General features: G+C 48.8%; 14 protein-coding genes. 8 read left to right on the top strand and 6 right to left on the bottom strand.

Annotated elements, in window-relative coordinates:
- Positions 1-14 precede the first annotated feature (14 nt).
- From BGK46_RS05875 to hutC, 6 genes are all read right to left on the bottom strand, one after another.
- Complete coding sequence (locus BGK46_RS05875; protein WP_069587630.1) at positions 15-884, bottom strand: fructosamine kinase family protein; 870 nt, start codon at positions 882-884, stop codon at positions 15-17.
- Positions 885-1,083: 199 nt separating this feature from the next.
- A complete protein-coding gene (gene hutH / locus BGK46_RS05880; protein WP_069587631.1) occupies positions 1,084-2,622 on the bottom strand; it encodes a histidine ammonia-lyase in 1,539 nt (512 codons plus the stop codon).
- 10 nt (positions 2,623-2,632) lie between these two features.
- Complete coding sequence (gene hutU / locus BGK46_RS05885; RefSeq protein WP_069587632.1) at positions 2,633-4,321, bottom strand: urocanate hydratase; 1,689 nt, start codon at positions 4,319-4,321, stop codon at positions 2,633-2,635.
- Positions 4,322-4,323: 2 nt separating this feature from the next.
- On the bottom strand, positions 4,324-5,340 hold the full coding sequence (gene hutG, locus BGK46_RS05890; protein WP_069587633.1) for a formimidoylglutamase: 1,017 nt from the start codon (positions 5,338-5,340) through the stop codon (positions 4,324-4,326).
- A complete protein-coding gene (hutI, locus tag BGK46_RS05895; protein ID WP_069587634.1) occupies positions 5,337-6,560 on the bottom strand; it encodes an imidazolonepropionase in 1,224 nt (407 codons plus the stop codon). Before hutI ends, hutG begins: the two co-directional genes overlap by 4 nt.
- Positions 6,561-6,664: 104 nt before the next feature.
- Positions 6,665-7,369, bottom strand: a complete 705-nt coding sequence (gene hutC / locus BGK46_RS05900; RefSeq protein WP_069587635.1) for a histidine utilization repressor — start codon at positions 7,367-7,369, stop codon at positions 6,665-6,667.
- Between the two features lie 252 nt (positions 7,370-7,621).
- Here hutC and thrS point away from each other — a divergent pair, with 252 nt between their 5' ends.
- The 8 genes from thrS to BGK46_RS05940 all read left to right on the top strand — a co-directional run bounded on the left by thrS (position 7,622) and on the right by BGK46_RS05940 (position 13,540).
- Positions 7,622-9,550: a threonine--tRNA ligase gene (thrS, locus tag BGK46_RS05905; RefSeq protein ID WP_069587636.1), complete on the top strand. Its 1,929-nt coding sequence runs from the start codon at positions 7,622-7,624 to the stop codon at positions 9,548-9,550.
- 3 nt (positions 9,551-9,553) lie between these two features.
- Positions 9,554-10,099 (top strand): translation initiation factor IF-3, encoded by a 546-nt coding sequence (infC, locus tag BGK46_RS05910; protein WP_069587637.1) that lies wholly within the window; start codon positions 9,554-9,556, stop codon positions 10,097-10,099.
- Positions 10,100-10,194: 95 nt separating this feature from the next.
- A complete protein-coding gene (gene rpmI, locus BGK46_RS05915; protein ID WP_069587638.1) occupies positions 10,195-10,389 on the top strand; it encodes a 50S ribosomal protein L35 in 195 nt (64 codons plus the stop codon).
- 38 nt (positions 10,390-10,427) lie between these two features.
- Positions 10,428-10,781 carry a 50S ribosomal protein L20 gene (gene rplT / locus BGK46_RS05920; protein WP_069587639.1) on the top strand — a complete coding sequence of 118 codons (354 nt, stop codon included), beginning with the start codon at positions 10,428-10,430 and terminating at the stop codon, positions 10,779-10,781.
- A gap of 255 nt (positions 10,782-11,036) precedes the next feature.
- Positions 11,037-11,447 carry a hypothetical protein gene (locus BGK46_RS05925; protein WP_069587640.1) on the top strand — a complete coding sequence of 137 codons (411 nt, stop codon included), beginning with the start codon at positions 11,037-11,039 and terminating at the stop codon, positions 11,445-11,447.
- A 61-nt stretch (positions 11,448-11,508) separates the two neighbouring features.
- A complete protein-coding gene (locus BGK46_RS05930; RefSeq protein ID WP_069587641.1) occupies positions 11,509-12,453 on the top strand; it encodes a phosphotransferase in 945 nt (314 codons plus the stop codon).
- Positions 12,450-12,740, top strand: coding sequence for a hypothetical protein (locus tag BGK46_RS05935; protein ID WP_069587642.1), 291 nt, complete (start codon positions 12,450-12,452; stop codon positions 12,738-12,740). Before BGK46_RS05930 ends, BGK46_RS05935 begins: the two co-directional genes overlap by 4 nt.
- Positions 12,737-13,540 carry a PhzF family phenazine biosynthesis protein gene (locus BGK46_RS05940; RefSeq protein WP_069587643.1) on the top strand — a complete coding sequence of 268 codons (804 nt, stop codon included), beginning with the start codon at positions 12,737-12,739 and terminating at the stop codon, positions 13,538-13,540. Before BGK46_RS05935 ends, BGK46_RS05940 begins: the two co-directional genes overlap by 4 nt.
- The last annotated feature ends 1 nt before the right edge of the window (position 13,541 follow it).

Genomic DNA, 13,541 nt, shown 5'->3' on the forward strand with positions numbered 1-13,541 from the left:
ATGGATAGCGCATGCTACACCGTCAGTCCCAGTTTTGTCAGCAACTGCTCTGTTTTCGTTAAATAAGGGCCGCCGAATAGGTTTACGTGGTTGAGTACATGATAAAGGTTATAAATGTCTTTACGCTGTTGGTAGCCTTCATCTAACGGCCATTCGGCGTGATAGCCATTGTAGAAACTTTCAGGGAAGCCGCCGAACAGCTCAGTCAGTGCGATATCGGTTTCACGGTCGCCCCAGTAACTGGCAGGGTCGAACACGACTGGGCCGTTCACCGATAATCCGGCATTACCATGCCACAAATCACCGTGTAGCAGAGATGGCTTGGGAGTGTGGCCCGCTAAAGCGAGTTTTACCCCTTGAATGATGGCTTCGATGTCGCCGAAATGGAGGCCTTTTTCGGCAGCAAGTTGCAACTGCCAGCCAATCCGTTGCTCAGCAAAAAACTGACACCATTTGCGGTGCCAGCAGTTACGCTGCTCCGTCATGCCGATGTAGTTATCATCATCAAACCCATATTCAACCTGTTCGCCCCAACGGTGATGGCGAGCGAGGTGTTGGCCCAGTAGATAGGCTTGGGTGTCATCGAGAGGTTTAATCGGGAGATAACTTAATACTAATGCCGCTTGATCTTTCACTGGGCCAACATAATGGACCTGTGGCACTTGTATTTGTTCACTGATAGCCAGTTGTCGCAGTGCTTCTGCTTCGGCCTCAAAAACGGGTAGGCATTCGCGTTCATTAATTTTAACGAAGAACCGCTGTGCTTTATCGTCACTGACACAATAAGCGTCGTGAATATCACCGCCAGAAACCGGCGTTTTCTCTGTGATTTCAAAATCAATATTGAGTTGATCTGAAAGGTGAACCGACAGTGCATGCCACATAAGCGACTCCGTTACATCGAGGTCAGGGGGAAGTAACAGCGATTGGTTATATATTAGCCTATGATTTCGCCCAATATCTGTGGAGATGGCGACACTTTATATAAAAAACGACCCAAATCCTTAGTTATGCGTGTGTTAACACGATTCGTTAGGACAGGGCCGTTTCACTCATGGTTAGATTATGTAGATAACGCGCAAATCATTGATGCAAACTTGGCAACGCGCCAGCAGGCATCAGACGATTGTAGGTGCCTGTTTGGAGGAGTGCATTTGCTTTTTCAATATCAGGGGCAAAGTAACGGTCCTTGTCGTAAAAAGGCACGACGCCACGTAGCTCCGCCTTCGCCTGCTCCAATTTCTCTGAGCTTTGCAGCGGTGCTCGGAAGTCGATACCTTGGCAAGCAGAAAGCAACTCAACGGCGAGGATCCCACGTGTATTACTGCTCATGTCTTTGAGGCGACGGGCGGCAAAGGTAGCCATAGATACATGATCTTCTTGGTTGGCCGATGTGGGCAAGCTGTCAATCGAGGCTGGGTGCGCTAAGGTTTTGTTTTCGCTTGCGAGCGCGGCGGCGGTGACTTGCGCGATCATAAAGCCCGAGTTAACGCCACCATTGTTAACCAAAAATGCAGGCAGCTTGCTGAGATTGCTATCGATAAGTAGGGCCATACGACGTTCAGATAAGCTGCCAATCTCTGCAATGGCTAATGCGAGGTTATCCGCTGCCATCGCCACCGGCTCAGCATGGAAATTGCCCCCAGAGAGGATGTCACCATCTTCTGGGAAAACCAAAGGATTATCAGATACTGCATTGGCTTCGGTGGTCAATACGTCGGCAGCGTGGCGAATTTGCTGTAAACACGCGCCCATCACTTGCGGCTGACAGCGCAGCGAGTATGGGTCTTGTACTTTTTCACAGTTTTGGTGGCTATCGCCAATTTCACTGGTTTCACCCAGTAGATGACGATAGGCAGCGGCGGCATCCATTTGCGTCTGATGTCCACGTACAGCATGAATGCGAGGATCAAACGGCCGGCGACTTCCCAATGCCGCTTCGACAGATAGGGCACCACACACAGTGGCGGCAGCATACAAATCTTCGGCTTCAAACAAGCCTTCTAGTGCAAATGCCGTGGATGCTTGCGTACCGTTAAGTAGTGCAAGGCCCTCTTTAGGCCCAAGCGTGATCGGGGACAGTCCGGCAATTTTGAGCGCGGCTTCACCTGAGATCACTTCGCCTTTGTAGCGTGCTTGGCCTTCACCCAATAAAACAGTACTCATATGCGCCAAAGGCGCGAGGTCGCCTGAAGCGCCAACAGAGCCTTTCTTGGGAATACAAGGGTACACTTCGTGATTAATCAGTGCTGCCAAGGCTTCGACGACGCTAAAGCGAATACCCGAATAGCCGCGCGCAAGGCTGGCAATTTTGAGCACGATCATCAATCGTACTGTGGCATCGTCCATAAACTCGCCAATGCCAGCTGCGTGAGATAATACGATGGAGCGCTGCAGTGTTTCCAAATCATCAAGTTCGATACGGGTGTTAGCAAGCAAGCCAAACCCGGTGTTGATGCCATAAACCACACGTCCTTGATCAAGGACCTCTGCAACTGTGTCTGTGCTTGCTTTCATGGTGGATTCAATGCCATCTGCAAATGCAATTTTTACCGGTTCACGGCTCACTTGGCGTAGCTGGGCAAGCGTGAGCTCGCCCGGTTGTAACGTCAATGTGGTCATTTTGCTCTCCTTAGCGCAGCGGCTGGTTAGGAATATCCAGCAGCGGTAAATCTAGGTTCTGTTCTTTGGCACAATTAATCGCGATGTCATACCCCGCGTCAGCGTGGCGCATCACTCCGGTTGCAGGGTCGTTATGGAGCACACGACCAATACGTGCATGGGCGTCATCTGTACCATCACAGACAATCACGACGCCTGAATGTTGCGAGAAGCCCATGCCGACGCCACCACCGTGGTGAAGTGACACCCAGGTCGCGCCTGATGCGGTATTAAGTAGCGCGTTGAGCAAAGGCCAATCAGAGACAGCATCAGAGCCATCCATCATGCCCTCGGTTTCACGGTTAGGGCTGGCAACCGAGCCAGAATCCAGATGGTCTCGGCCGATCACGATAGGCGCTTTGAGTTCGCCACTTTTTACCATCTCATTGAAAGCCAACGCTAAGCGTGCCCGATCTTTAAGGCCGACCCAGCAAATGCGCGCAGGTAACCCTTGGAATTGAATACGCTCTTTTGCCATATCTAGCCAGTTGTGTAGATGCGGATCATCGGGGATCAACTCTTTTACTTTTTGGTCAGTTTTATAGATATCTTCGGGATCGCCGGATAATGCTGCCCAGCGGAATGGCCCAATACCTTCACAGAACAGAGGACGAATATACGCAGGGACAAAGCCCGGAAAATCAAACGCATTTTCAACGCCCACTTCTAATGCCATTTGGCGAATATTGTTGCCGTAATCTAGAGTTGCCGCACCGCGAGATTGGAGTTCAAGCATGGCTTTAACTTGTACTGCCATCGATGCTTTTGCCGCTTTGACGACCTCAGATTCGTTTTCTTTTCGTTGTGCGACGGCTTGCTCCATCGTCCAGCCTTGCGGCAAGTAGCCGTTTAGAGGGTCGTGCGCTGACGTTTGATCGGTAACTACATCAGGGACGATGTTTCGTGCCACAAGTTCTGGGAAGATATCGGCAGCATTGGCTAATAGACCGACAGAGACGGGCTTACCGGACTGTTTGGCGTCTTCAATCATTCCAAGCGCTTCATCGAGTGATGTTGCTTTGCGATCGACGTAGCCAGTGCGCAGGCGATAATCAATACGGCTTTCGTCACATTCAACCGCAATCATCGAGAAGCCCGCCATGGTTGCAGCAAGTGGCTGAGCGCCACCCATGCCACCCAGACCACCCGTTAAGATCCAACGTCCCTTGGCGTCGCCGCCAAAGTGCTTTTTAGCAACCGCAACAAAGGTTTCGTAAGTGCCTTGCACAATGCCCTGCGAGCCAATGTAGATCCAGCTTCCTGCAGTCATTTGGCCGTACATCATCAAGCCTTGCTTGTCGAGCTCGTTAAAGTGTTCCCAATTTGCCCAATGAGGCACCAAGTTTGAGTTGGCAATCAGAACACGAGGTGCATCTTTATGAGTGGTAAAGACTCCAACGGGTTTACCGGATTGCACTAGTAAAGTTTGGTTATCTTCAAGGCGTTTTAGCACCTCGACAATCTTGTCATAGCATTGCCAGTTGCGTGCGGCTCGACCAATACCTCCGTAAACCACCAGTCCATGCGGATGCTCGGCGACATCTGGATGTAAGTTATTCATCAACATGCGTAAAGGCGCTTCGGTCAGCCAACTTTTAGCGTTTAGTTTCGTACCTGTTGGTGCTTGGATGGTCCGTGAGTCAAAACGTGGATCCGTCATGGTTACTCTCCTTGATTGTCGATACGGGTTGGCGATGCATGCAACATTGACCATGCCATGCGTGCGGCAAGGCGGCTGGTTTGTTGGTCGCGGTCATAGTTTGGGTTCACTTCGGTGATGTCACACACAGGAATACGGATGGCCTGCTGGTGGGCATCGGTAAAGATTTGTTGGAGCAAAGGCTCGATGACATGAACGGGCACACCATAAGCGGCAGGCGCACTAACGCCGGGTGCACTTGCGGCTGGGAATACATCCATGTCGAGAGTGAGGTAGAGATAATCACACCCTTGGATAAATTGGGTGAGCTTGGTTTTGAGTGCCGGCAGTGCGTCAGTGTGCATCTGGGTGTCTTCTTCGACCCAGCAATTAAGCTGCTCTGCTTTATCAAATAAGGCTTGGGTATTGCTAGTGCGACTGACGCCCAAGCAAGCATAATGGAATGGCCAGTCTCGTTGTTGGCAAAACTGCGCAATTTGTGCAAAGGGCGTCCCTGAGCTACCTTCCTGACTCAGCCCTTGGGGCGTACGCAAGTCAAAGTGCGCATCAAAATTGATAATGCCAATTTTAGGAGCGCGTTGGCTGTTTTCAGATAAGTGGCGCGATATATAACTGGATAAGCCTTGAAAGCTTGCCCACGCCGTTTCATGCCCGCCACCCAGCGTTAGTACATTGTGGTGGGGAAGGACATTCGCAATCTGTGCGCTTAGGCTTTGCTGTGCTAATACAAGGTCACCGTCGTCACAGGCGATAGTGCCACCATCAAATAATGGCGGACATTGATGCCAAGCGAGGTTCGCGAGTGCTTGACGGATCGCATCCGGTGCCAGCGCCGCGCCTTGACGGCCTTTATTGCGCGCGACACCTTCATCACACGCAAAGCCAAATAAGACAGTCCCAGCGTGCGAACTTCCGTCACTCAGTGCTTGAATATGTTGATGCAAACGCAGGCCGCGCTCGCCATCTTCAGGGTCGGTACGTCCTTGCCAGAGCGACATATCGGCAGGTATATGTTTCATCCTCGGACTCCTTGCTCATCATACCAATCACCATTGACGATACGGCCAAGTAGTGGGGCGGTAGCGACCATGTAGCTGAGCTCGGCTGGCGTTTCACAGTCCCATACGGCTAAGTCGGCATCGAACCCGACAGCGATTTGTCCTTTGTGTGATAATCCCAATGCTTGCGCGGCATGGCGTGTGACGCCGTATAAGTTTTCCTTGGGGGTTAAACCAAATAAGGTTGATGCCATATTCATCATCAACGTGAGTGACGCAAACGGTGAGGTGCCGGGATTAAAGTCGGTGGCAAGTGCCATAGGGACCCGGCTTTCACGAAGAGCGGCAATCGGAGGCTGCTGTGTTTCACGCAAAAAGTAAAACGCACCGGGTAGCAGCGTCGCAACGGTATCGTATTCAGCGAGGACTTGCACATCGGCCTCTGACAAATACTCAATATGATCCACGGATAAAGCGCCTGCTTTGGCCGCAGCGACACTGCCACCCAGATCGCTAAGTTGTTCGGTATGTGCTTTTACTTTTAAGCCATGAGCGTTGGCGGCGGCGAAAACACGCTCTGCTTGCTCGACACTGAACGCGATATTCTCGCAGAATACATCAACAGCATCTGCCAGTTGTTGTTCTGCCACAGCCGGAATCATGGCGTGGCAGACAAAATCAATGTAGCTATCTGCATCATTACGGTATTCAGGTGGCAGTGCATGTGCGGCCAATAGCGTCGTTGATACATTGACCGGTAAGTGTTGGTCTATTGATTTCGCGACACGTAGCATTTTGAGCTCGTCTTCCAGCGTGAGCCCATAACCGGATTTGATTTCAATTGTTGTGACGCCGTCACGTATCAACGCATTGGCGCGCGGTAAAGCCAGTTCCAATAAGGTTGTTTCACTGGCTGCTCGTGTCGCTTTTACTGTCGACAGAATGCCACCACCTTGAGCTGCAATAGTTTGATATGGCACACCGTTTAAGCGCTGTTCAAACTCGCCGGCGCGGTTACCTGCAAAAACTAAATGGGTATGGCTATCGATGAACCCCGGCGTCACTAACTTGCCATTCAGTGATTGGGAGGGCCAATCCAGCGCTTCAGCGTCGTGTCCAAGGGCGACAATCTTGCCGTCTTCGACCGCGATAGATTGGTTGTCTTGGCAGCTGTAACCGTCAGATGCATAAACATCGGTGGCCATAGTCACTAATTTGGCGTGGGTATATACCTTTCTCATCGGTGATGCCTTACTACCTCTTTAAATGTCTATACAAATGTATAGACAAATAAGTGGTTGGGTACAAGAGGGGATGTAAAGGTTTTGTGATCGATTCGATCTAATTATCGATCGGTGCGTGAAGTCAGCTTGTAACGAGTGCCGGGATGGTAGAGTAGTGCCGCACTGACCAATGATTGTTGGCTCCATGTTCTCCTATGCAGCAACAAGCACGGCTCGTCGGCTTTCATCGCTAGCGCCTGACGGACCGAATCCGAGGCAATGATCGCTTCTACCGTGTGTTCAATGGTATTTACTGGACATACCTGCGACAGGTACTCGTTGGGCGTGTGTTGACTAAAGTCTTGATGCAGATAATCGGGGGCCAATGCAGGATTAACCCACCGTTGCTCTAGCTGCAGAGGGACATTATCGGCGTAGTGCACTATCTCACTAAAAAAGACGTCAGTGCCAAGCATGACACCGAGGCGCATCGCGACATCTGCAGAGGCCGATATCCGTTTTAGGGTGCGAATATCACTATGATAGGTTTGGCCTCGCGCCGTTACTTCATCAGCAATGTTGCGGATATCCATTAGCGGCGATTCTGCTTTGGGTTGCGTAACAAATGTGCCTAGTCGCGGTGTACGCTCAAGCCGGCCTTCGGTCACCAAATCGCGTACCGCTTTATTCACTGTCATGCGACTTACATTAAACTGCGCGCAGAGCTCATGCTCAGTAGGAATACGCGCGCCCACAGGCCACACTTGCTGCTCAATCTTATTTACGATGTAGTCTTTGATTTGCTGAAAGCGGGGCGCTTTGGCCATGCGTGATCCTTTCATTGTTTATTGTGTATACAAATGAGCATTGATGAAGTTTATAACAAAATCAAGTGACTGGCAGGCGCAAATAGGTTGATAAGGACGAAAAGAAAAGGGAATTAATTGAGGGGATGACTTGCATCACAAAAGCGGTATCTTCATAATCGACGCTTACTTATTCTGCGCGGTTATTCTCAAACCGTGAAATACATTCATGTGCCACTTGGTGTGTGGCACCACTGAGAAGGATTGTTATCAATGCCTGTAATTACCCTCCCTGACGGCAGTCAGCGTGCTTTTGACCACCCCGTTTCTACTTTTGATGTTGCCAGTGATATTGGCCCAGGCCTTGCCAAAGCGTGCATTGCCGGTCGTGTAGATGGTGTGCGTGTTGACGCTTGCGACCTTATTGAAACTGACGCACAGCTAGAAATCATTACTGCGAAAGATGAAGACGGTTTAGAAATCATCCGTCACTCGTGTGCCCACTTGTTAGGTCACGCGATTAAGCAGCTTTTCCCAGAAACCAAAATGGCGATTGGTCCAACCATCGACAATGGTTTTTATTACGATATCGATCTTGAGCGGTCGTTGACTCAAGACGATCTCGATGCGATTGAAAAACGCATGAAAGAGCTGGCGAAAACCAAATATCAAGTCGTTAAGAAAAACGTCAGCTGGCAAGAAGCTCGCGATACGTTTGAAGCGCGCGGTGAGTCATACAAGATGGAAATCTTGGATGAGAATGTATCACGCGACGACCGTCCAGGCTTGTACCATCACGAAGAATACATTGATATGTGTCGTGGCCCACACGTGCCAAATATGAGCTTTTGTCAGAACTTCAAAATTTTGAACGTAGCGGGCGCGTACTGGCGTGGTAACAGCGACAACAAAATGCTGCAGCGTATTTACGGCACAGCATTTGCGGATAAAAAGCAACTTAAAGCACACCTAGTGCGTCTCGAAGAAGCCGCGAAGCGCGATCACCGTAAACTGGGTAAGCAACTTGATCTGTACCATATGCAGCAAGAAGCGCCCGGGATGGTATTCTGGCATCACAATGGCTGGACGATCTTCCGTGAGCTTGAGCAATTTATTCGCGACAAACTGACTGAGTACGATTATCAGGAAGTTAAAGGCCCATTAATCATGGACCGTATCTTGTGGGAACGTTCTGGTCACTGGGACAAGTACGCTGACTACATGTTTACCACTAACTCTGAAAACCGTGAATATGCACTCAAACCAATGAACTGCCCTGGTCACGTGCAGATCTTTAACCAAGGCTTGAAGTCATATCGCGATCTGCCATTGCGTATGGCGGAATTTGGTAGCTGTCACCGAAATGAGCCCTCAGGTGCACTGCACGGTCTCATGCGTGTGCGTGGCTTTACCCAAGACGATGCCCACATCTTCTGTACGCCTGAGCAGGTTCAGCAAGAGGTAAGTGCGTGTATCGAAATGGTTTACGATACCTACAAAACATTTGGCTTTGAGAACATTGAAGTCAAACTGTCTACACGTCCTGAAATGCGTGTTGGCTCAGAAGAAATGTGGGATCGTGCCGAAGAGGCGTTAAACCAAGCACTGACTTCAATGGATATTCCATTTGAAGTTCAAGAAGGTGAGGGCGCGTTCTATGGTCCGAAAATTGAGTTTACTTTGCATGATTGCCTCGATCGCGCTTGGCAGTGTGGTACGGTGCAACTCGATTTTGCTCTACCAGAGCGTTTGAGCGCCACTTATGTCGGCGAAGATAACGAACGCCATACGCCAGTGATGATCCACCGCGCTATCTTGGGCTCATTGGAACGTTTCATCGGTATTCTTATTGAAGAATACGCAGGACACTTCCCTGCATGGCTCGCACCACAGCAAGCGGTTGTGATGAATATCACGGATAACCAAGCTGATTATGTGCAAGAGATTGCGAAAAAACTGCAAAAAGCTGGATTTAGAGCATCTGCGGACTTGAGAAACGAGAAGATTGGCTTTAAAATCCGCGAACACACTCTGAAGCGTGTTCCGTATATGCTGGTTTGTGGTGACCAAGAAATGGAAGCTGGTGAAATCGCAGTACGGACCCGTAAAGGTAAAGATTTGGGTAAATTCAAGATTGATGATTTCTTAGCTCAATTGAAGCAAGAAGTGCAAGATCGAACACTCAATATTGTGGAGGAATAAGGTATTAAAGGCGCAAGAAAAGCCCCGGCAAAGAAGAACGCTCATCGTCTAAACAACGAAATTCGTGGTGTCAAAGAAGTTCGATTGTCTGATGACAGCGGCGAACAACTCGGTATCGTACCCTTTGATGAAGCGCTTGCGAAAGCGGAAGCTGAAAGCTTAGATTTGGTCGAGATCAGTCCGAACGCTGAGCCGCCGGTTTGTCGTATTATGGATTACGGCAAATTCCTTTACGAGAAGAGTAAAGCTGCGAAAGAGCAGAAGAAAAAACAAAAGACTATTCAGGTTAAGGAAGTTAAATTCCGTCCTGGTACAGATGTAGGCGACTATCAGGTAAAACTACGCAACCTGGTTCGCTTCATTGAAGAGGGTAACAAGGTCAAGGTTACAATCCGATTCCGTGGTCGCGAAATGGCGCACCAAAGCATCGGTGTTGACGTGCTGAACCGCTTGAAAGAAGACACTGCTGAAATCGCTTCAGTAGAAAGCTTCCCTTCACGCATCGAAGGCCGTCAAATGATCATGGTTCTTGCCCCTAAGAAGAAGTAATTTTGGCTTCCAAGTAACGATCGGCTGCGCCGAAAGGTGCGGCCGTTTTGTTCGCCAAATTGCTATGTTATTAACACAATGCGGAGTTATTCATCATGTCTAAGATGAAATCCAACAAAGGTGCTGCTAAGCGTTTCAAGAAAACTGCTGGTGGCTTCAAGTACAAGCGCGCAACCAAACGTCACATCCTGACTAAGCGTACTACTAAGAACAAGCGTCAGCTGCGTCCAAACGCGATCCTACCAGCGTGCGAAACCGCGCAAGTAGCTCGCATGCTGCCATACGCATAAGTTTTTAGTTTTAGTTTATTTAGTTTAGGAGAGACACAATGGCTCGCGTAAAACGTGGTGTACAAGCTCGTGCACGTCACAAGAGTGTAATGAAGCAAGCGAAAGGCTACTATGGTGCGCGTTCACGCGTATACCGCGTAGCTTTTCAGGCGGTAACGAAAGCTGGTCAATATGCTTACCGTGACCGTCGCCAGAAGAAACGCCAATTCCGTCAACTGTGGATCGCACGTATCAACGCTGCGGCTCGCCAAAACGGTATGTCATACAGCCGTCTGATTAACGGCCTTAAAAAGGCATCTATCGAAATCGATCGTAAGATCCTTGCCGATATCGCGGTATATGACAAAGCAGCATTCTCTGTGCTGGTAGAAAAAGCGAAAGCTTCACTGTAATTTTTACAGTAAAGAATTGCTGAGAAAGGAGAGCTTCGGCTCTCCTTTTTTGTTATTGATGTGTGTCTAGATAATTACACTTCGTGCATATTAAAATGAGTGATGGGTACACCATCTCACTAAAATACCGTGGTATATTGCTTAGATAATAAGTTGCATAATGCCTTCGCACTTTAAGTAGGCAAAGTTTCACTGACGCTTTGTTGAGCTATTAAATCTTCATCGGCCTCCGGCCTTAGTTAGAAGGGTAATAGCATGATAAATGTAAATAAGTGGGAAGCATTTTCTGATAGCTTCGAGCAGAGAAATACCTACGTTGTTGGGCAGGCCATTATAGACACAGTAAAATCGAAACTTGCTGAGTTAGACAACCTCGGGGTAGTACTTGAGGTAGCAGCACTACTTGAATCAAAGCGAGTATTAAAACCTGGTGGTCGGCTGATTGTGATGAGCATAACCCAATACAGCATGAGTTTATTCCAGCAGATTGGACTCATGTATCGTTATATCAAAATGTACGGTAACAAGCCTGCTGGTGCGATAAAACTCACGCCGAAAAGAACACTGCAATATCTTGATGCGGCGATGTTTGACGATGTTCAAATCGAAGTTCTAGGAGATGGAGTAAAAGCGTTGTATGCAGAAGCAGTGAAAGCGCGCCGTTAATGACAGACTTTCGGAGCTAGGAGGGCTACTCATCAATGCTAAAGATTTACATAGACTGTTAATGCATTGGCCTTACATCGGTCAGTGCTCGTCTATTGAAAAAATCGAATGCGGGGCAGTGAATGTTACGTACAAGATTCATGCTAGGTATACCTACTTTCTGCGCTGTTATCAAACCTTAACTGACGAGCAAATCTTACAGTCTCATCAGATTCAGCGCTCGTTAGCGGTCCAGCTGCCGTTTGTGATTGCTCCTTGCTTCACGGACAAAGCGTTAACGTTAATCAAATTTAATGGTGCATCTTACGCGCTGTACCCTGCTGCTCATGGGAACTCTATGAGTAAACTCTCGTCAGTTCAGGCTAAATCGGCAGGTTTTGCGCTCGCACTCGTGCATAGTGCGCTTGTTCAGCATGATGGTAGCGCCTTTCCGTCTATTACCCTTAGTTGGGAAAAAGAGGCGTGGCTACTCAAACTGGAAACGATCATCAAACGAATTCGTCAGGCACCTACCAGTGTTGACAACTACTGGGCAATGCGCCGTGCTGAAAAACAGCACAACTACTTAGCGAATAAAAATAGTGTGCACCAATACAAAATAGCCACTCAGCGTCAGCTAATTCACGGCGACTACCATCAGGCTAATCTCTTTTTCGATAGGTATAGTGCAGTGTCAGGGCTGATCGATTGGGATTTATTGCAGAATATGCCACGTGCCTATGATGTGATTCGTGCATGTACATATATGTTTCAAATGGATCCTGTGCTATCAAGTGCCTTTATTGGTGGCTATATGTCGCAATTACCATTGACTGGCGAGGAATTGATAGATGGAGCCAGAGCTTGGGGTATATATGCGGATCATCATATTTGGCCGCTAGAGCAGGTGTACTTACACAATAATGTTGCTGCAAAGCGCTTTATTCCTCATCAGGATTTTCTGCCTTTTTCCCAGCAGTGGTGTCGTCTCGCTCACTACCTAAAAAACGATAAGGATATACGATGAACCAATACGTCTTTTTTTGTCAGCCTAACAACTGTGACCAGTTTACTTACTTGATCAAGGAATCCCCCAGCTATCTTGCTGAAAAAGAAGCATTGTTAGAGCAGGGATTGATCATCGAAGGAGATGTGATTATTGCTGATTGTGCGGAGACTGCGATTGAAAAATTCCGCCAGATTAATCTCAATGCAATCGAGGATTACATTCAACACGATCCTATCGTTGGCTTTACGACCTTTATCATGGAAATGTATCATTCGCTGCGTCGCCGGCTTGGAATGAAATCGTGATTGTGGATATGTATCAGGTTGATGCCTTTAGTGCGTCATTGTTTCAGGGAAACCCGGCAGGGGTGTGTATCTCGGCGTCCATGTTAGATGAAGCAACCATGTTGGCTATTGCCGAGGAAATGGCGGTCTCTGAAACGGCATTTCTTGCCTTAGATACCATGTCCTTACGCTGGTTTACACCGACAGTAGAAGTCGCACTCTGCGGTCATGGCACACTCGCCACAGCACATGTTTTGGCTGAGCGTGGTGACGTCAAAATGGGTGACAATGTCACTTTTTATACGCAGTCTGGGCCTCTTGAGGTGACGGTAAAACGCGAGGGGATAGCGATGGCATTTCCTGTTCCTGAGCTTGCAGAAGTAACGCCAAACCCATCGCGGCTAGAAGCCTTGGGTCTACATGGCTCTGGTATCAGTGCGAGTTATTGTTTTGGCGAAAAAGAGTTATTGGTGGTTGATTCTGAAGATGATGTAAAAGCGCTGTCTCCTGATTTTGCGGCGCTAAATACGCAGCCCGGACGTGGCGTGGTGGTGACTGCGGCAAGCCCTGATAACACGGTCGATATTGTCTCTCGCTACTTCGCCCCTTGGGTGGGGGTGAACGAAGACCCAGTGACAGGATCCGCACATTGTGCGCTGGCAGCTTATTGGTCTCAAGCACTGAGTAAAAAGCAGCTTATCGGTTATCAAGCGTCCGCGCGCGGTGGGTATATCAAGATGACGCTTAGCGACGATCATGTGTTGCTACAAGGCCAAGCCGTGACTGTATTCAGCGGAAAGCTGGATTTAAGCAAGAAGTAGC

Source organism: Salinivibrio sp. SS2 (assembly GCF_001722075.1).
GTDB lineage: Bacteria > Pseudomonadota > Gammaproteobacteria > Enterobacterales > Vibrionaceae > Salinivibrio > Salinivibrio proteolyticus.

Coding starts and splice junctions, on each gene's coding strand:
- BGK46_RS05875 (WP_069587630.1), bottom strand. CDS start 884: ATGTGGCATGCACTGTCGGTTCACCTTTCAGATCAACTCAATATTGAT.
- hutH (WP_069587631.1), bottom strand. CDS start 2,622: ATGACCACATTGACGTTACAACCGGGCGAGCTCACGCTTGCCCAGCTA.
- hutU (WP_069587632.1), bottom strand. CDS start 4,321: ATGACGGATCCACGTTTTGACTCACGGACCATCCAAGCACCAACAGGT.
- hutG (WP_069587633.1), bottom strand. CDS start 5,340: ATGAAACATATACCTGCCGATATGTCGCTCTGGCAAGGACGTACCGAC.
- hutI (WP_069587634.1), bottom strand. CDS start 6,560: ATGAGAAAGGTATATACCCACGCCAAATTAGTGACTATGGCCACCGAT.
- hutC (WP_069587635.1), bottom strand. CDS start 7,369: ATGGCCAAAGCGCCCCGCTTTCAGCAAATCAAAGACTACATCGTAAAT.
- thrS (WP_069587636.1), top strand. CDS start 7,622: ATGCCTGTAATTACCCTCCCTGACGGCAGTCAGCGTGCTTTTGACCAC.
- rpmI (WP_069587638.1), top strand. CDS start 10,195: ATGTCTAAGATGAAATCCAACAAAGGTGCTGCTAAGCGTTTCAAGAAA.
- rplT (WP_069587639.1), top strand. CDS start 10,428: ATGGCTCGCGTAAAACGTGGTGTACAAGCTCGTGCACGTCACAAGAGT.
- BGK46_RS05925 (WP_069587640.1), top strand. CDS start 11,037: ATGATAAATGTAAATAAGTGGGAAGCATTTTCTGATAGCTTCGAGCAG.
- BGK46_RS05930 (WP_069587641.1), top strand. CDS start 11,509: ATGCATTGGCCTTACATCGGTCAGTGCTCGTCTATTGAAAAAATCGAA.
- BGK46_RS05935 (WP_069587642.1), top strand. CDS start 12,450: ATGAACCAATACGTCTTTTTTTGTCAGCCTAACAACTGTGACCAGTTT.